Here is an 18,310-nt window from a genome sequence, read left to right on the forward strand (position 1 = left end):
GCTTACGTGTAATGGCGGAAGGTGTAGAGACAGAAGCGCAAGCTCGCTTTCTTCAAGACATCAATTGCGCGGAAAGCCAAGGCTATCTATACGCCAAACCAATGATGCCAAGTGATTTTGAGGCGTGGTTGAAAAGCAGGAAGCCGGGTTTTTAGGTGCTCGCACTACCATTCGTTAATCCCTCTGTGAAGTGAGATCACTTTTTAAGCATTAACTATAGATAGGCAAAAAGAGGAATTATCCCGTACATGCCGAACAGGATTTCGTTTTCAGTTCGAGATGACTGCGTTCACTCTCCCGATATAGTGCGTGAGCAAGTCAATTCTGACTGAGGAAGAAGGCCAACGTTTCTGGCAGTCGTCAAACCGAGAATCAACCTGATATACCTGTCCTGCTTCAATAAGAAGCCGGATTATCAGCAGTTTAGATGAATCCGGGTTCCCATATTCCCATATTCCTATAACCAGCTCTTATAGTTAAATCATGAGTTCCAAGGGCCAACCCTGAATCACAAAGGATATCGACTTCGCTGCAACCCGTGGGGATAGAGCCTGCGCGTTCTCATCGTCGTCAACAGGCGTTGTGCAATCATTCCATTCTGCTGCTCTATTGATCTGATCGAGGCCTGATAATCATTCTCAATGATTGATCTTTGGTGAAAAAAGCAACTGCCCAGTTTGTTAGTGTCATAAACCGGTTGCGATAGGTGACAAGAGAAAAAAGGTGTACAAATAACCAGATTACCCATGCCATGAACCCCTTGAGATGCAAGGCGGGTGTGGGAAAGTCTGCCACGGCCTTGTTTCTGCCGATAATAGCCAGCGATCCTTTGTCATTGTACGTAAACGATGTCAAAGGTTGGTTACGGATGATGGCAACAAGATTGGCAGCCAGATTTCTGCCTTGCTGAAGCGCTACTTGCGCGAGCTGGGGATGCCCCTGGGGAAAATTTCTATCCGAGGTCAGCAGGCAAGTATCGCCTATGGCGTAGATGTTCCCTGTTGCGCTGACTTTGTTATATTCATTCACCAGCAGGCGGTTACCTCGTCCATAACATTCCTGGGGCAGGCCTTCGAATATCCTCGCAGTCACGCCTGCTGTCCACAGCAGGATTTGCGTCTCTATGGTTTTTCCGTCGGAGAAAATCACGGTACTGTTTATGTAATCCTTCACCTGGGCATCCAGATGTATTTCAACGCCCATTTTCAGCAGCACTTCGTAGGTATATTTTTGCGATTGAACGCTCATAGCGCCCAATAGAGCGGGTGCACTGTCAACAAGGTGAATCCGTGGCTGGAGACCAGTCAATTCAGGATAATCCCTGTGCAGGATTTTCTTGCGCATCTCTGCCAACATGCCCGCAATTTCAACTCCCGTCGGGCCACCCCCGGCAATTACGACCGAAAACGGTTTTTTCCTTCTCATTTCATCAGGCTCAATAGTTATTTCTTCCATTTTTTGAAGCATGTAATTTCGTATTTCTATAGCATCATCTGCCGTCTTCATGGGCAGCGCAGCCCGACGGATATTTTCGATACCAAAATAATTGGGCTCGGTGCCCGTGGCGAGAACAAGATGATCGTAGGCCAACTCACCCGTGGACAGCAGCACCTTGTTGTCTTCCGGCATCACCTTTTGCAATTTGCCCAGCCGGAAGTGAATGTTTTCCTTGCCATGGAAAAATTTTCGGAAGGGGTATGCGATATTGGACACGTCTAGGAAGCCGGTCGCAACCTGGTACAGAAGCGGAGGAAAAAGGTGGTAGTTATTCATGTCAACCAGCGTTACATCAAATTCCTCTTTCCCAGCCAAATGCTTGACTAAGTTTAGTCCAGCAAAGCCGCCACCGATAATAGTGATTCTGGTTTTCATCATGTGGTAATTGACAGAGATGAACGGGAAGATAGCTGCAATTCTTTATCAATACTCCGATCTGGAGCAGAAGTTTGATCAAAAGCTGCAATGGCAATGCAACGAGAAGCAACGCCTATGCAATACGGGATTGGAGCACTTGGGAAACAGGAGCAATTGATTCCGCGCTCGAGTATTCCGGAACCCATCTGGGCAGTTCCCGCCTGACTTCTTCGTCACTCAGGGCCGGATGCTCGTCAAGCCATGCTATCAGAGCCGCCAACCATTTTTTGTCTACCTGGCGCGCCTGTGCGATACGCAATTTGGGGTGGGGTGTGGGAAGCGTATTTTCGTCATCCGCCAACAGTTCTTCATGGAGTTTTTCGCCGGGACGCAAGCCATTGTAGACAATTTTTATTTCATCCTCGCTCAATCCGGAAAGACGGATCAGATCTCTCGCAAGATCGGCGATTTTGATCGGTTCACCCATATCCAGCACGAAAATTTCGTCCCCACGCCGCTTGCCGCCCATCAACCCCGCCTGTAGCACCAACTGCGCTGCTTCAGGTATGGACATGAAATAACGAGTGATTTCCGAGTGGGTTACCGTTATCGGTCCCCCTTTTTCAATCTGCTCCCGGAACTTGGGAATCACGCTGCCTGCGCTGCCCAGCACGTTACCGAAACGCACCATGACAAATCGCGGCTCCTGCCTCCTTTCGAGCCTGCCACCCGAAACAATTCTGCCGGAGACATTTTCGGCAGGACTGTCAGGGGATGCAATCGACTGCTGTAACGCCTGGCACACCATTTCAGCCAGGCGCTTGCTCGCGCCCATGACATTGGTGGGGTTGACGGCCTTGTCGGTCGAAATCAGTACGAATTTCTCCACCCCGTACCGGATCGCGGCTTGCGCCAGCACATAGGTTCCGCGGACGTTGTTCAACACTGCCTGCCATGCATTTTCCTGTTCCATCAGGGGCACATGCTTATAGGCGGCAGCATGAAACACGAGAGCTGGCCTGTATTGCAGGAATACCTGGGACAGCCGCGCTTCATCCTTGACATCACCAATGGCGAATATCATGGGAATCTCGGGGAAATCAGCCTGGAATTCCTGCTCTATGCTGTATAGCGCAAATTCATTCAATTCGAACAGCACCAGTTGGGCCGGGGTGAATTTGGCGATCTGCCGGCACAATTCCGATCCGATCGAACCACCCGCGCCTGTAATCAGCACAGTTTTTCCGGTCAGCAAATCGTGAAGCCCATCGTTATCCAGCACGACGGGATCCCGCCCCAGCAGATCTTCCGGCTCGACTGTCCGGATTTGCGACACCTTGATGTTGCCGCTGATCAGGTCGTTATAGGAAGGGACGGTCAAGGCCTTTACCCCTGCCGCCGCACACATTTGCAAGGCCCGCCGGCGGTCGCGCAGGAGGCGGTCGGGACGGCGGCGGTCAGAGCGGGCGCGATAGGATTTGCGGCGCTCTGAAGTGGAGGAGGTGAGGGCGATGATGGCGTGCGCGACACCCAGTTTCCGGGCTACCACCGGCAGATCGTTTATGCGGCCCAGTACTTTGAATCCGTGCAGCATCAGCCCCTGCTTGGCCGGATCATCATCAAGGAAACCTGCGACGCGCCATTCCACATTGCGCGCCAACTCTTTTACCAGGCCAACGGCAGCATCACTTGCTCCCATCACCAGGACGAGATTGCCCCCCGCTTTACTTTGGCTGTAGAGCCGGTGTTCCTTCCAGAACCGGTAAGCGAGACGGCTGCTTCCCATGATGAACAGCAGCAGGATGGGAGCCAGTATCAGCACCGTTCTGGGAACACCGACCAGTATCTGCAACATGTATAGCACCAATGGAACGGCTGTGGCCGAGGCGGATACGGCGAACAGGATGCGCCGCAGATCAGGCAGGCTTGCGTAATGCCAGAGTCCACGATAAAGGCCGAAGAATAAGAAGGCCGCCGCGTGTATCGGGACCACCCACGGCAGGATCTCTTCTAAAGATGCCAGATAAACGAAGGGTATCTCGAAATTGAAGCGGAACAGATAAGCCAGCGACCAGGCGATAGCAGCAGCTACAACATCATGCCCGAATGCAATAACCGTTCTTATGTTGAGTTTGGGTGTCGGCATGTTATGAACCGTCAGCGCCCTGCCGCAAATGGCGATCGCAAAGGCGCATCATGATGAAATAAACTGCGATCCATGCCGTTACCATCCCGAACTGAACGCTAGTGTGTTGCCGGACTGTCCAGAGGGCGCTGAGCGCTGAGGCCGCCATGAGAATGTAACCGATCAGAGCTGTATTGCGATGGCCCAGGCCGCTGCGCACCAGGCGCTGGTAATAATGCTCCCGATGCGCCTGCCAGACTTTCTCTCCCCGCAGCCCGCGCTTTATCAATGTGACGGAAGCATCGACAATAAACGGCGAAAATACGAGCACGGGGAACCACAGGGGCCAACACCCATTCATCCATCCCGTCATACCCAAGGCCGCAGCAAGGAATCCGAGCGGAATCGAGCCGGCGTCCCCCAGGAAAATGCGCGCGGGATGAAAATTAAACAATAGAAAAGCCGCTGCTGCCGCGGCAATGCAGAAGTTGGCAATCGCAAAGGCCTCGTTTCCGGAAACCCATGCAGTCGCCCCATAGCAACTGAAACCGATCAGGGTCATGCCGCCTGCCAATCCATCCGAACCATCCATGAAATTATAGAGGTTGAGCATCCAGGTAACGGCAAGCGTGGCTGCTACCGCGACAACCCAGCCGTGAGTAGCGGCGAGGGTCATGGCGGAGAACCAGGCTCCCAGTCCCATATACATGGCAAGTCTTGGCCATACAGGCAAGCCGCGGACATCATCGGCGAAAGATATCGTTACCAGCAGCACGATCGCTACCCATATCAACAATGCCGGCCTGACAGGCAGAAACGCCCAGGAAATGAGAACTCCCGATATCAGTCCCAGACCTCCTGTGCGAGGAACGGGACGGGTGTGCAGCGATCGGGAATTCGGCTGATCCAGTACCTTGAGAATATTCCCCCTGATCAGATACGAAATCATCCCTAGCGACACGATAAACGCTATGAATGGGGGAATCAGATATGGAATCGAGGAGCCGGAAATCATGATGGAATTATAGCGCTGATGATTTATGAGCGCGTAAGCGTGGATACCTCAGCCCCATTTCATCCACCCCAGGAGAAAGTGGTCAATAATAACGATTTTCGACCATCCTCCGCCAGCACTCATGGACAGTGCATACTCTGCTTCCAGCTCAGGACTGGACGCGTTATCCTTGCGCGTCATCCCGGAAGCGTCTGTACGCGTGCGCACATAGCAGCGCAATCGTAAAAACATCGATGAAAAAAACTTCACTCAATACCCAGATATTATGGGGCGTATTCGCCGGACTCTTCCTGGGTCTGGGTTTATCCCTGCTCGATGAAGAGTCAGCTACCTTCCAGGCCGGGCTGTATGCCGCCGAGCTGCTGGGAACGCTGTTTATCGACTTGCTGAAAATGGTGCTCATTCCGCTCGTGTTTACATCGATCGCAGTGGGCGTGGCCAACTTGCGGGTGCACCAGCAGATGCATAAGGTATGGAAAGCAACGCTTGGTTTTTTCCTGCTTTCGATGGCACTGGCTGTTCTGCTGGGTTTGACCGCCGCCAACATTGTCCGTCCCGGAGAAGGGTTGCAGCTTGCAATGTTCCAGGATGACATGCAGAAGTTTCAGGCCGGGCAGATGCCTTTAACGGAGTTTATTGCGCAACTGCTTCATTCGCTGTTTCAGAACCCCATGACAGCTCTGGCTCAGGGTAATGTGCTCGCAGTAGTCGTTTTCGCACTCTTGCTGGGCATTGCAATGGTGGTGGGCGGGGAGCGCTATGCCAATATCCTCATACTGCTGCAGGAGCTGCTGGAGCTGATGCTGATGCTGGTTGGCTGGATCATGCGCCTTGCTCCGCTCGGCATCATGGGGCTGCTGGTAAAACTCGCTGCCACACAGGACATGGTTTTGCTTGCCACGTTGGTCGAGTTCATCGTTTTGGTGATTGGAGTCACTCTGTTGCACGGGATAGTAGTGCTTCCGCTGATTCTTTATCTGGTCACGGGAATGACACCGCTCAAATTCTGGCGCGGCGCACGCGAAGCACTGATAACAGCTTTTGCGACCAGTTCCAGTTCGGCCACTTTACCCGTCACGTTACGCTGCGTAGAGCAGCACCTGCACGTCAAACGCGACATTGCCGGATTTGTCATCCCATTGGGTGCGACACTGAATATGGATGGCACCGCTTTGTACGAGGCCGTGGCGGCATTGTTCGTTGCCAACCTTGTCGGGATAGAACTCAATCTCGCACAACAGGCCATTGTATTTTTGACCGCGATGCTGGCGGCCATGGGTGCTCCCGGCATACCCAGTGCGGGAATGGTCACCATGGTGGTCGTGCTGCAATCGGTCGGCTTGCCGGCGGAGGCTATCGCCATTCTGCTGCCTGTCGACCGCTTGCTGGATACATTCCGCACCGCGGTCAATGTCGAGGGGGACATGGTAGGGAGTCTGGTCGTGCAGAAATGGGTGAGGGAGGAGTCCCCTCCTGACTCCTGATCATCCCGATTTTGCTGGCAACACCTGTAGCGGAGGATTGCAAGACTCTTCATTTCGAAAATGCCCGAAAGCTCTTCAGGTGCGACAATTTGTCACATTCCCACCCTTTCCGAAATCGATTATTCTTGTGTGGTTATTCCATGAGGAAGTCGATGTTTGCCATCCCCCGTTTTGCCAGACTCTTTTTTCTGGCATCGCTTGTTTCCCCGGCTGTTGTTGCAGCAGAGCCGCATTCGACCGGGGAAATCCATCATCATCCGGCAATGCATTCTCCAAAATCCACCAAGACCACGTTGGCGGTGGGGGTGACGCTGGATCAGGATGGGCGGTTATGGTTGGCGAGGGTTGTCGACCAGCGTTTGCTGGTTTCCTGGTCGGAAGACGGCGGGAGCAGTTTTTCCGAACCCGCAGTCGTAACACCTGAACCGGAAAACATATCCATCGATGGCGAGAACCGTCCCAAGATCGAGGTGGCGCGCGATGGCAACGTACTTGTAACCTGGACCCAGGTTCTTCCGCAGAAATATTCCGGCAATGTGAGATTTTCGCGTTCCATCGACTCGGGCCGGACGTTTTCGGTACCTATTACCCTCAATGACGATGGTCGCGTCACCAGCCACCGCTTCGACTCTCTGGCAATCGACGGGGACGGCAGGGTGATGGTTGCCTGGCTGGACGCCAGGGATCGCGATGCAGCCAGGGAAAAAGGCGAAGAGTACCGGGGTGTATCGCTCTATACCGCGCAATCGTTCAACAATGGCGAGAGTTTTGGGCGGAATCGAAGAATCCAGGAACATACATGCGAGTGTTGTCGGACCGCGCTTACCTGGACCAGGGACGGACCAGTCGTTTTACTGCGGAATATTTTTGGCGCCAATACGCGCGATTTTGCCATCGTCAATCTCGATAAGGGGGGCGTAAGAAGGGTTGCTCGCGACGAATGGCAGATAGACGCCTGTCCTCACAATGGGGGAAGCCTTGCGACGGACCGAAGGGGGCAGTTGCATCTCGTCTGGTTCACAAATGGCGCGGCAAGCCAGGGGCTGTTCTATAAGCGGATCGATGGCAGTTGGGAATCGAAACCCAGGCCGATAGGCAACGCAGACGCGCAGGCAAACCATGCTTCGGTGGTTGCCCATGGGGAAACCGTCATCCTTACCTGGCGCGAATTCGATGGAAACGCTTATTCCGCAAAGATGATGTACTCGAATGATAGTGGTGAATCCTGGAGTGAGCCGATGCGCCTGATGGAATCCGTTGGCGCGAGCGACTACCCTGTGCCGCTGATCGATAACAGGAAAGTTCTGATCGTCTGGAATACTGCAAAAGAAGGCCTGCGTATTTTACCGATCGAGCGGGTGATCGCTCGATATTCCGGTTAATCCCAATTCCTTTTTCTGTATAGACAACGAGCAGCGGATGCGTAGCGCGGAAAATGAGTGTAAGCATCCGGCATGGCTGTGCTTATCAATAATAAAATAAATCGAGAAAGATAATTCAGGTCATGAAACGGATTCCTTTTGCTCTGGTTGGTCTACTTTGCGTCTCGCCAGCACCAGCGTGGGCGGTTCAAGAGATAGAGCAGCCGAAACAGTTTTCCCAGAAAAGTATTCCATTTCACCTGGTGGGCAACAGTTCATCCATGAACCCCCCGCAGGCGGATGCACCCGTTTCACTGGCGGGAAGTGAGACAGGCTCGGGAACTCTGGTCGCAGAAACGACAGCCGCAACGGCTTCCGGTCAACCGCAGATCGATGAAACCGGTGGCAGCGGCAAACCGGATAAGGATAGAGAGGGTAAGGAGGATAGGGAGAACAAGGGCAGCAAGGAGAAGAAAGATGATACGCCGGTGGTTCAAAAAGAAACCGTCTTCAAGGAAATGGTTGTCACCGGCGAGATGGAGCGGGATACGCACTTTACTTCCCCCTCGACACGCGTGACGCGGGCCCAGATCGAGCGGCAGAATGCGCAGACCACGGAAGAAGTGCTCAAGTACATGCCCAGCCTGCAAATCCGCCAGCGCTACGTGGGTGATCCCAACGGTGTTCTGGGCATCCGCGGTGCGGATATGTTCTCGACTGCGCGCAACATGGTTTATGCGGACGGTCTGCCTTTGCACAACTTCCTGCAGGCATCTTTCAATGGTGCGCCGCGCTGGTCGCTGGTGGGACCGAACGAGATTGATTCCGTCGATGTCGTGTATGGCCCCTTCTCGGCTGAGTACAGCGGCAACTCGATTGGCGGTGTCGTCAACATAAAAACGCGCATGCCGCACAAGCAGGAATTCTACGTCGAGAGCAGTCTTTTCATTCAGCCGTTCAAAATTTATGGGCCGGACAAAGGGACGTTCATAGGCGACCGGCAGTATGTCTCGTACGGTAATCGGATTCAGGACAAGTTTACGGTATTTCTTGCCTACAACCGGCTGGAAGCGCAGAGCCATCCGCAGTCTTATTTCATCGACAACACCGGATTATTCGACACTCCCGGAGGAACTTCGGTAAGCGGTGGGATCCGAACCCCGGATGCGCGCGGGACGCCCAGCATCATCTATGGCGATACCGGACCTGAAAAGGTAAATACTCATCTGTTCAAGGGTAAATTCGGGTATGACATAACTTCGGAGCTTCAGGCTCTGTTCACGGTCGCTTATGAAGATCGTACACGTAATGGAAACCGGCCCCGTAATTACCTATCGCAAGTTTCCGGACAGCCTTACTGGGGTGGACCTAATCCGTGTAATCCAAGTAACCCTCCGACTTGCGCTGTATCCGGCAATGCTTCGCTGGATGGAACCCGATTCGATGTCATCCAATCCGGTTTTGGAGGCAGCCAGGACAAGCGTGAGACGCTGAATCTGGGCTTGTCGCTCCGCGGTGCCCTGACCCCTGACTGGAATATCGATACGACCATCAGTCATTTCGACGTTTTGAAAGACATCCGTGCCACCGCCTTTTTCAATCAGAATGATCCAGCTGATATCGGCGCGGGCCAACTCCAGGATTTTCGCAAATTCAGCTGGCTAAACTACGACCTCAAATTGGGTACACCTGCGCTGTTGGGAAATGAAAAAGTATCGTTTCTGGCCGGATACCATTTCGATCAATACAACCTGAGCTTCCGACAATATCAGCTGGCCGACTACGCAACCCTTACCCGTGGTCCGTTACAGGCTAATCGCAATAATGATGGCCAGACCTCGATGCATGCATTTTTCGCGCAATCTGCCTTTCGCTTCCTGCCACAATGGGATGTTACCGCGGGAGTACGCCAGGAGTGGTGGGCTGCTTCTGATGGGGTCGTGGGCAGCAATCAAGGTGCCATCGCCGTGCCCGACCGGAACATCTCGGCGCTGTCGCCCAAGGTCTCGCTAGGCTACGAGCCGGGGGCATGGAAACTGCGCTATTCATTCGGACGGGCCCACCGGTTTCCTGTCATTGCGGAGCTGTTCCAGTCTCTGAGCTCTCCTACCAGCATAGTTACCGCCAACGCGACCCTTAGGCCGGAGAACGGGACACACCACAACTTGATGGTGGAATATGGGCTGCCTAAGGGCTATGTTCGAGTGAACGCCTTCCGCGACGACATCAAGGATGCTATCCAGCAGGTGCAGACACTTTTTGGTAGGGTGACACAGAACTCGTTCCAGAATATAGACCAGACCAGCACCACGGGGGTCGAACTAATCTATGAGCAGCGCCGGATCCTGGGATCGAAGTTTGACTTCATGTTCAACGGCACATGGATGAATGCCAAGGTAGATAGGGGACCTCGGATCAATTACACAGCCCCCAATCATATACCGCCCCCCTCTGGAACGGAGGGACCGGACAGTTTCGAACTGACCGGCAAGCAGCGCATCCGCCTTCCCCATTGGCGAGCCAATTTTTTCGGCACTTATCATATGACTGAGGCATGGGATATCTCGCTTTCCGGCCGCTACACCAGCGATTCATTCAATGATCTAGACAACGGGGATCATATAAACAACGTATTCGGCTCCCAGAGTGATTTCTTCTTCATGGACTTCAAGACCAGCTATCGGTACAAGTTTCAGAACGGCCTGAAAAGCCGTTTTTCATTTGGCATCAGCAACCTCAACAACGATAAGGCCTGGGTGTTTCACCCCTATCCGCAACGCACATACCTGGTCGAGGCTGCGTTCAGTTATTAGACTCGTAAACAGACCGGCACGTTTTGTCCGGTCTCCTTCTGCCATCACTCAAACAGATTAATGACGCCATCAAGCCCGACGTGGTTGAGCGAGTAAGTAGCTTTCGCTTGCACAACGGGTTTTGCATGATAAGCGATGCTGACGCCTGCTTCCTCCATCATTTTGAGATCATTGGCTCCATCGCCGATGGCAATGACCTGCTCCCGCTTCAGTCCCAGTTCTTCGCGCACTTTTTTCAGCACTTCGCCTTTTCCGGTCGCCCCGATGATATCTCCCAACACCTTGCCTGTCAGTTTGCCGTTTAAAACCTCAATGTGATTGGCCGCGGCATAGTCGAGATCCAGCCTGGTTTTTACTCTGTCGGTAAAAAAAGTGAAACCACCGGAAATGACCATGGTTTTGAGACCGGCGGATTTCATGCGTTGCAGCATTTTTTCCGCTCCGGGGCTCAATCGAACCCGTTCGTCATATACCCGCTGCAGGGCGTCTTCATCCAGTCCCTCCAGCAAGGCAGTTCGGAGCCGCAGGCTTTCGGCAAAGACGATTTCTCCGCGCATGGTCCTCTGGGTAATTTCCGCGACCTGCGCCTTTACGCCCCGCATATCCGCGATCTCATCAATGGATTCGATCGCGAGCAGGGTCGAATCCATATCCATTGCAACCAGACCGAAATCGGATAACCGCGCCGATGGGTCGACGAAAGCAAAATCAAGGCCGGCTTCAGCACAATATGCGGCCACTTCTTCCCGCCGGGTTGCACTTTTAAGCCGGAAGGCTTGACCCGTGATACGTTCGATATGGTTTGCGTCGACCAGTTTCGCCAGTTCCCTTAAATCGCTGTTCTGGATTTCGAGTCCTTGTATGATGAGGTTCATGTTTGTTGTTCCAATTTATTGTCAAGAATGTTCAACAGCCGTGCAAGGAAAGCCGAAGGAACTCTGTTCGGTAGTGGCCAGTGGCATTTCCTGCGAATGGGCGTGGAGCAGTTAGAGCCTTGCCCCTGTATGCGGGTGGCGGCAATCAAAGTCAATCAGTTACCGCCTGTAAAGCTTGAAAGAAGCGGGTGTTTTTAGCGGAAGCGGATATTTCTCACAAACCCGGCATTTTGCCATCAATCTCCAATAACTTCCATAAGCATTCTCTCCCTATCCTGATCCGCTTGCCATCCCTCGAACAATGATGTGAACCCGGGCTGATTCTCGAAGAAGCCTGCTTTTCAGGGTTATATAATCCTAATCCTGATATCAGCTTTTCCAGTTTCGATTGATCATCGGGAACGTGTTAAAACCGGAGATCGCACAATTGGTTCTTTCAGACGTGCGTCTGATCTCGGGTAATAATCATCATCCCAAAGTATTTCTATATAAGAATCGGAGTTGAAAAATCGTGCAATTACTCAGACAGGCCCTCAGACTTTACAGATATCTGAAAATGTGGCCGGAGAAAATATCCGCTCGAGTCGTATTCGTGCTTATTGGTATGAATATCGCGGCGTGCAGCCATATCCAGAAAGTGCCTTCGCCCGCACCCGAGGCCACAGGAAGTTTTCCTCTCACCCGTGAAATGGCAAAGTTTGAGTTCGGCTGCAGCAATCTGCGGGCAGAAAGGAAGGCGCAGCAGCAGGAGATTCAACGCCTGCAGAAGCTGCTGGCAGAGAAAGAGGTCTATATTCGCAGTCAGGAAGTGCGGCAGCAGGATCAGCAGAAGACGTTGCAGGAAACCAGCAACCGCGCCGCGCATGCTCAAGTCAGGCTCAGGCGGCTTGCCACCCGTCCTGCCGCCGCCTCTACCATTGCAGAGGTTGAAATGGTCATGGAAAACCTGAAGTCTTCCTCCTTTACGGATTCTGAACTGATTCTGCAAGCCCAGGCCCAGCGCTTGCTGGACGCGGCGGCTACCGCATATGCAGTAGACAATTATGCCGCCGCAATGGATTACGCCTCTCAAGCGCGCGAATTCATCAACATGATGAGGAACAACCGCGAGCGCAAAGCTTCGGACCCACACCACGTCACCGTCCTGTTCCAGGTACCCATTCCGCTGCGTGCCAGTGTCAACAGTAAGTTGCGTGAAAAACCGGGGCTGAAGGCTCCGATTCTAGGGGTGCTGAAAAAAGAGTCGATAATGACGGCGGAGGCCTATAGAGGAGAATGGTTGCAAATTCTTACCGCCGATGGGCGATCGGGATGGATATTCAGTACGTTGGTGGAGGCGCAGGTGCTCCCTGGGAGCGAAATGGTTGCCAAATAAGATTTAGCGGGAGAAATATGCCTGATTGCGGCCTGCGCGCTTGGCCTCATAAAGTGCATTGTCGGCGCGGGAGAATACAGCTGTCGTTGTGCTGTCGTCGGGTTGGCACTCCACGACTCCGATACTCACCGTGATTGATATCGCCGATTTTCCAGCTCGGTAGGTCAGGTTTTCCACATGCGTGCGGATGCGCTCAGCGGTTTTGACAGCCTGGTCGATGTAAGTCTCGACCAGGATGATGATGAACTCATCGCCGCCATAGCGCGCCGCATAATCAATACTGCGAATCGACTGGAGAAGTATTTGTGCAACTTTGGCCAGGATTTTATCGCCGGTAATATGGCCATATGTGTCATTGAGTGTCTTGAAGTGGTCGATATCCAGCATTAGCAGTGCAAAGGGACGGTGCGTGCGTTTGAATCGGGCGAGTTGATCGGTCAGGATGGCATCGAGCTTGTTGCGATTATAGAGGCCCGTGAGGCTATCGGTAATCGAGAGTGTTTCAAGCACCTGGTTTTGTTGTTGCATGGCTTCATGGGCCGCCATGATTTCGGCATGGTTTCGGCGTAATCTGTCTGCCATCTGATCAAATACCTTCGTGAGATGACCGATCTCATCGTTCCGTGTCGCGGAGAGCCGCACTTCCAGATCGCCATCTGCAATCCGGTCCGCCGCACGCATAAGACGCTGCAGTGGCACGACGATCGAGCGACCCATCTCGAATGCTGCGGCGGCTACTATCAAAACCAGTGTGCCGATCAGTATCAAGAACATATTGCGCAACTCGATCCAGGCGCCATAGACCGCCGCCCGGTCGCGTTCCGCCAGAATGGTAAGGGAGAATTCACGGGAGACATTGGCCAGACCTATTACTTCACGGTGTGTCAATCCCTCAAAGACCAGGGATTCGCCAGGGCGTGCGAGAAGATCCCGCAACAGTGGAGCATCGAGTTGAACTAGTGTACCCCCCTCTGTCTGGGTGCCGATGAGAATCCGACCCGCTAAATCCAGCAGAAATATTTCGCCGGGCGGCGATATTGCGGAACTCTTCAAATGGGGTTGCAGGTTGCGCAGGTCAAGCACGGCTACCAGGGCGCCCATCAATACGTTGTCGTATGACAATATCGGGACCGCGACGCTGAGCGTCGCAGTGTTGTACTGCTCGTTCCAGTGAGGAGGCGCGATCACAAGGCCTTCCGTGACCGAGTTTTGCGGCCATTCATCGGGGAACGTTGCTCCCGCGGGTTTTTCGGCACTGCTGGCGATAATTTTTCCGGATGCGTTCATCACGGTTAATTCCCGTATCGCATCAAGCTTTCCCTGAACAGACTGCAGGTAATGCGCGAGGGCTCCCGGATATTTGGCTGACATATCCGCGCGGCGCTGATAAGACACGGATAATGCTTCGATGACCGCCCCGGATGCTGCGGTAACGTGCGCTTCATGTACACGCCTGTCGAGCCAGAATTCTATTTCTCGGCCCGCATAATCCGTGAGAGCGCGAAGCTCGCGCGTGACGTTGGCGCTGATCTGCGCTTCACTCTGCCTGAATGTCAATAATCCGAGCCCCAGCGACGGGATTAGCGTAGCCATGGTGCCGAACACCACAAGTTTGCTTTTAATGCTCCTTAATCCGAGCCCCAGCGACGGGATCAGCTTAGCCATGCTGGCGAACACCACGAGTTTGCTCTTAATGCTCTTTAGAAGGGTCATTGGACGGAGTTCCGGATAAAGGTTACTTAACGGACAAATACTGTCAAAAATTCAGCAGCATTATTCCGAAAAACAGCGATTGAAATAAGGGCTGCAGATCGCTAAATCAATGTCCCCGGGAACGACGCGCAATTCGATATATCCCGTTCCCGCCTCCATCACTAAGAATGCGTCACTTTCCACCCTATCCTACGTGCTCAATTCGGTAAACAAGTCTATTATCCGCGCAACCCGTTCTCTCACCCCCGCGATACACGTTTTTATTTTCAATCGATCAGGTCCGGAAAGCTGGTAGTCGCGACTGCGCTGAAGAAGGGCGACAATCTTTGCCGCATCGACGGGGGGATTAGGCATAAATTGAACCAGAATGGATTCGCTGCTTGCCTCAACACGGGTGATTCCCAGCGGCGCTGCAGCGATACGTAAACGGTGGCAATCGAGCAATGCCTTGACGGGATCCGGTAACAGGCCGAAGCGGTCCGTCAATTCAATGTGCATTTCATCCAGTTGCTCATCGCTAGTGCAATTGGCCATGCGTTTGTACAGGATCAGTCGCTCATGTATATCACTGCAATAATCCTCAGGCAGCAAAGCGGGAACATGCAAGTTGATTTCCGTGGCAACGCCAAGGGGATGCTGCATGTCAGGTTCCTTGCCTTCCTTCAGTGACCTCACGGCTGCATCCAGCATACTGGCATAGAGACTGAAGCCGATTTCCTGCATCTCGCCGCTTTGGGACTCTCCGAGGACTTCACCGGCGCCGCGAATCTCGAGATCATGCATGGCGAGATAGAAGCCGGCCCCGAGCTCTTCCATGGATTGAATAGCTTCCAGGCGCTTTCTGGCCTGAGCCCCCAATGCCTCCTCCTCCGGTACCAGCAGGTAGGCGTACGCCTGATGATGCGAGCGCCCTACCCGCCCACGCAGTTGATGCAGTTGCGCCAGCCCGAATTTATCCGCACGATGGATGATAATGGTATTGGCAGTGGGCACATCGATGCCGGTTTCGATGATCGTTGTACAGAGCAGCAGATTGAACCGCTGCTGATAGAAATCTTTCATCACATGTTCCAGCTCGCGTTCCCGCATTTGTCCGTGGGCGATGCCTATTCGCGCTTCAGGCAGCAGGCGGACGAGCTTGTCATGCATCGTTTGGATGGTACTCACCTCGTTATGTAAAAAGTATATCTGCCCGCCCCGCTTCAACTCCCGCAGACAGGCCTCGCGAATGATTCCCTCGGAAAAACGGTTTACAAAGGTTTTGATGGCCAGCCGCCGTCGCGGCGCCGTTGCAATGACGGAGAAATCGCGCAATCCCTCCAACGACATGGCCAGGGTGCGCGGAATAGGCGTGGCGGTAAGCGTCAGGACATCCACTTCAGAGCGGAGGTTTTTCAACTGCTCCTTGTGGCGTACACCAAAGCGGTGCTCCTCGTCGATAATGACCAGCCCCAAGTTCTTGAATCTGATACCTTTCTGGATCAGCTTATGCGTACCGATCACGATGTCTATCTGCCCGTCTGCCAGGCCCGCCAGCGCCTGGGCCTGCTCCTTGCCTGAACGGAAACGCGACAGCTCGGCAATTTTAACCGGCCATTCCTCGGCAATCAGACCGAAACGATCCGAAAAATTCTGGAAATGCTGTTCCGCCAGCAGCGTAGTAGGGACCAGTACCGCGACCTGCCTGCCATCCGCGACAGCGACAAAAGCAGCCCTTAGCGCCACCTCCGTTTTGCCAAAACCCACATCCCCACAGATGAGCCTGTCCATGGGCCGGGCAGAGGTCAGGTCGTCGATTACCGCAGCGATGGCGGTCGCCTGATCCGGCGTTTCCTCGAATCCGAACCCTTCGACGAAGGCCTCGTAATCCTGCTCTTTCAGGTGAAATGCGTGTCCAACGCGGGCAGCACGCTGGGCATAGATGTTGAGCAGTTCCGCCGCCGTATCCCGTACCTGTTGCATCGCCTTGCGCTTTGCCTTATCCCACTGGCCGCTGCCCAGCTTGTGCAGGGGTGCGGATTCCGGTGAAGCGCCGCTGTATCGGCCGATAAGATGCAGTTGCGAGACAGGTACGTACAGCTTGTCGCCGCCGGCGTATTCCAGCGACAGAAACTCCGTTTCGCCCTCTCCCAGATCCATACTGACGAGTCCGAGATAACGGCCTATGCCGTGTTGCTCATGTACGACCGGATCGCCCGCCTTGATCTCGGACAGATCGCGCAGAACGGCATCGGCAATCGCACTGGTTTTGCGCGAATCCCGTTCACTCCGGCCGTGCAAATGTCTTGCATAGAGCTCGCTCTCGGTTACAAAGGCTATTCCTTCCGCCGGGTATATGAAGCCGTTGTGCAATGGCCCCACACCGAGCATGAAGGGTTTAGCGCTTGCACCAAATTGCGCATAGTTGTCGCATATGTCCGGATTGAGCCTGTATTGCTTCAAATGATCGGCAATCAACTCACGCCTGCCCAGACTTTCGGCAAGGAGCAGCGTTCTTCCACCTTCGGAGGATGCGAATTCGGCAATAAAGGCAGAAAGTTTCTCCGCCGGATTCACGGCGCGGCGATCGACCTGGAGCGGAGGCAAAGGAATGCTGAAACCTTGCATTTCGACTCCAGGGGTTTTCGTCCCATGGTCTTCCGATAGAATCTCAATGCAGGAATAGGGCTTCAGCGCGCCGAAGAATGCTTCCGTGGTAAGGAACAACTCTGCGGGTTTCAGCAGCGGCCGGTCACTGTCGCCCCGCAGAAGCTGATACCGCGCCTGAGTGTCATGCCAGAAACTCTCTACCGTTTGATATAGTTCATGATGCAGGCACAACAGCGTCGTTTGCGGTAGATAATCGAACAGTGTAGCAGTGTGCTCAAAAAAAAGAGGCAGGTAGTACTCGATGCCCGCGGGACTGCCGCCCTTGCTGATGTCCTTGTAAATCAGGCTCCTGGAAGGATCTCCCTCGAATTTTTCACGGAATTTGCCTCGAAAGCGGGTTCGGCCTTCCTCATCGAGAGGGAATTCGCGCGCGGGCAGTAGTCGTATCTCGGTGACGGGATAAACGCTTCTCTGGGTATCGACGTCAAAGGTACGGATGGTTTCGATTTCGTTATCGAGCAGGTCGATCCGATAGGGCAACGGGCTTCCCATCGGAAACAGGTCGATCAGCCCGCCGCGTATGCTGTATTCCCCAGGTGAAAGTACCTGGGTAACGTGACTGTAGCCAGCCAGAGTCATTTGGCCGCGCAACGCGTTCAGGTCAAGGGTTTCGCCGCGAGCGAGAAAAAAAGTATGTGCCGCAAGGTATTCGGGCGGCGGCATGCGGTACAGAGCCGTGGTGACGGGAACGATCAATATGTCGCAGGCGCCATTCATGAGCTGGTAGAGCGTGGCCAGTCTTTCGGAAACGAGGTCCTGATGGGGCGAAAAAGTATCGTAGGGCAACGTTTCCCAATCCGGCAGCAGCCGGGTTCTCAGCTCCGGTGCAAAAAAAGGTATTTCCTCCAGCAGCCGTTGGGCGGCCAAAGCGCTCGCCGTAATAATGGCAACGGGTTTTGCTTTCGCCTCCAGTGCCAGTTGGGCGAGGGCAAGCGAGTCGGAAGATCCGTCAAAGTGACCGTAGCGAATAGTCGATCCGGATGAGGGAATGGTCAGATTGAATGCCATTCTGTTTTAATTTGAGCCAGGTGGTTTTAACAAGTGAC

12 protein-coding genes are annotated in these 18,310 nt (G+C 53.6%); 5 read left to right on the top strand and 7 right to left on the bottom strand.

Going from position 1 to position 18,310, the window contains the following annotated elements; all coding sequences use genetic code 11:
• Positions 1 to 11 precede the first annotated feature (11 nt).
• The gene (locus tag AC52W5_RS07145) at positions 12 to 155 is read left to right on the top strand and encodes a hypothetical protein (RefSeq protein ID WP_495670590.1); all 144 of its coding nucleotides are present in this window, start codon (positions 12 to 14) and stop codon (positions 153 to 155) included.
• A gap of 451 nt (positions 156 to 606) precedes the next feature.
• On the opposite strand, the gene AC52W5_RS07150 is transcribed toward AC52W5_RS07145, so the two are convergent.
• The 4 genes from AC52W5_RS07150 to AC52W5_RS07165 all read right to left on the bottom strand — a co-directional run bounded on the left by AC52W5_RS07150 (position 607) and on the right by AC52W5_RS07165 (position 5,225).
• Positions 607 to 1,875 (bottom strand): NAD(P)/FAD-dependent oxidoreductase, encoded by a 1,269-nt coding sequence (locus AC52W5_RS07150; RefSeq protein WP_495670504.1) that lies wholly within the window; start codon positions 1,873 to 1,875, stop codon positions 607 to 609.
• A gap of 112 nt (positions 1,876 to 1,987) precedes the next feature.
• The gene (locus AC52W5_RS07155) at positions 1,988 to 4,000 is read right to left on the bottom strand and encodes a polysaccharide biosynthesis protein (protein ID WP_495670505.1); all 2,013 of its coding nucleotides are present in this window, start codon (positions 3,998 to 4,000) and stop codon (positions 1,988 to 1,990) included.
• 1 nt (position 4,001) lies between these two features.
• Positions 4,002 to 4,994: an MraY family glycosyltransferase gene (locus AC52W5_RS07160; protein WP_495670506.1), complete on the bottom strand. Its 993-nt coding sequence runs from the start codon at positions 4,992 to 4,994 to the stop codon at positions 4,002 to 4,004.
• Between the two features lie 48 nt (positions 4,995 to 5,042).
• Positions 5,043 to 5,225: a hypothetical protein gene (locus AC52W5_RS07165; RefSeq protein ID WP_495670507.1), complete on the bottom strand. Its 183-nt coding sequence runs from the start codon at positions 5,223 to 5,225 to the stop codon at positions 5,043 to 5,045.
• Positions 5,226 to 5,227: 2 nt separating this feature from the next.
• Here AC52W5_RS07165 and AC52W5_RS07170 point away from each other — a divergent pair, with 2 nt between their 5' ends.
• From AC52W5_RS07170 to AC52W5_RS07180, 3 genes are all read left to right on the top strand, one after another.
• Positions 5,228 to 6,478, top strand: coding sequence for a dicarboxylate/amino acid:cation symporter (locus tag AC52W5_RS07170; protein ID WP_074972200.1), 1,251 nt, complete (start codon positions 5,228 to 5,230; stop codon positions 6,476 to 6,478).
• A 152-nt stretch (positions 6,479 to 6,630) separates the two neighbouring features.
• Entirely contained in the window at positions 6,631 to 7,860 is a 1,230-nt protein-coding gene (locus tag AC52W5_RS07175) for an exo-alpha-sialidase (protein WP_495670508.1), read from the top strand.
• Between the two features lie 122 nt (positions 7,861 to 7,982).
• Positions 7,983 to 10,652: a TonB-dependent receptor gene (locus AC52W5_RS07180; protein ID WP_495670509.1), complete on the top strand. Its 2,670-nt coding sequence runs from the start codon at positions 7,983 to 7,985 to the stop codon at positions 10,650 to 10,652.
• A gap of 44 nt (positions 10,653 to 10,696) precedes the next feature.
• Here AC52W5_RS07180 and serB read toward each other — a convergent pair whose 3' ends face one another.
• The gene (gene serB / locus AC52W5_RS07185; RefSeq protein ID WP_495670510.1) at positions 10,697 to 11,527 is read right to left on the bottom strand and encodes a phosphoserine phosphatase SerB; all 831 of its coding nucleotides are present in this window, start codon (positions 11,525 to 11,527) and stop codon (positions 10,697 to 10,699) included.
• A gap of 592 nt (positions 11,528 to 12,119) precedes the next feature.
• Here serB and AC52W5_RS07190 point away from each other — a divergent pair.
• The gene (locus tag AC52W5_RS07190; protein ID WP_495670511.1) at positions 12,120 to 12,902 is read left to right on the top strand and encodes an SH3 domain-containing protein; all 783 of its coding nucleotides are present in this window, start codon (positions 12,120 to 12,122) and stop codon (positions 12,900 to 12,902) included.
• A 3-nt stretch (positions 12,903 to 12,905) separates the two neighbouring features.
• On the opposite strand, the gene AC52W5_RS07195 is transcribed toward AC52W5_RS07190, so the two are convergent.
• Together AC52W5_RS07195 and mfd are read right to left on the bottom strand one after the other, a co-directional pair.
• Positions 12,906 to 14,567: a sensor domain-containing diguanylate cyclase gene (locus AC52W5_RS07195; RefSeq protein WP_495670512.1), complete on the bottom strand. Its 1,662-nt coding sequence runs from the start codon at positions 14,565 to 14,567 to the stop codon at positions 12,906 to 12,908.
• 237 nt (positions 14,568 to 14,804) lie between these two features.
• A complete protein-coding gene (mfd, locus tag AC52W5_RS07200; RefSeq protein WP_495670513.1) occupies positions 14,805 to 18,272 on the bottom strand; it encodes a transcription-repair coupling factor in 3,468 nt (1,155 codons plus the stop codon).
• Between the last annotated feature and the right edge of the window lie 38 nt (positions 18,273 to 18,310).

The organism is Nitrosospira sp. CT (assembly GCF_059489795.1).

Excerpts from the sequence above, each read along its gene's own strand:
- AC52W5_RS07145 (WP_495670590.1), top strand. The coding sequence starts at position 12 with ATGGCGGAAGGTGTAGAGACAGAAGCGCAAGCTCGCTTTCTTCAAGAC.
- AC52W5_RS07150 (WP_495670504.1), bottom strand. The coding sequence starts at position 1,875 with ATGATGAAAACCAGAATCACTATTATCGGTGGCGGCTTTGCTGGACTA.
- AC52W5_RS07155 (WP_495670505.1), bottom strand. The coding sequence starts at position 4,000 with ATGCCGACACCCAAACTCAACATAAGAACGGTTATTGCATTCGGGCAT.
- AC52W5_RS07160 (WP_495670506.1), bottom strand. The coding sequence starts at position 4,994 with ATGATTTCCGGCTCCTCGATTCCATATCTGATTCCCCCATTCATAGCG.
- AC52W5_RS07165 (WP_495670507.1), bottom strand. The coding sequence starts at position 5,225 with ATGTTTTTACGATTGCGCTGCTATGTGCGCACGCGTACAGACGCTTCC.
- AC52W5_RS07170 (WP_074972200.1), top strand. The coding sequence starts at position 5,228 with ATGAAAAAAACTTCACTCAATACCCAGATATTATGGGGCGTATTCGCC.
- AC52W5_RS07175 (WP_495670508.1), top strand. The coding sequence starts at position 6,631 with ATGTTTGCCATCCCCCGTTTTGCCAGACTCTTTTTTCTGGCATCGCTT.
- AC52W5_RS07180 (WP_495670509.1), top strand. The coding sequence starts at position 7,983 with ATGAAACGGATTCCTTTTGCTCTGGTTGGTCTACTTTGCGTCTCGCCA.
- serB (WP_495670510.1), bottom strand. The coding sequence starts at position 11,527 with ATGAACCTCATCATACAAGGACTCGAAATCCAGAACAGCGATTTAAGG.
- AC52W5_RS07195 (WP_495670512.1), bottom strand. The coding sequence starts at position 14,567 with ATGGCTAAGCTGATCCCGTCGCTGGGGCTCGGATTAAGGAGCATTAAA.
- mfd (WP_495670513.1), bottom strand. The coding sequence starts at position 18,272 with ATGGCATTCAATCTGACCATTCCCTCATCCGGATCGACTATTCGCTAC.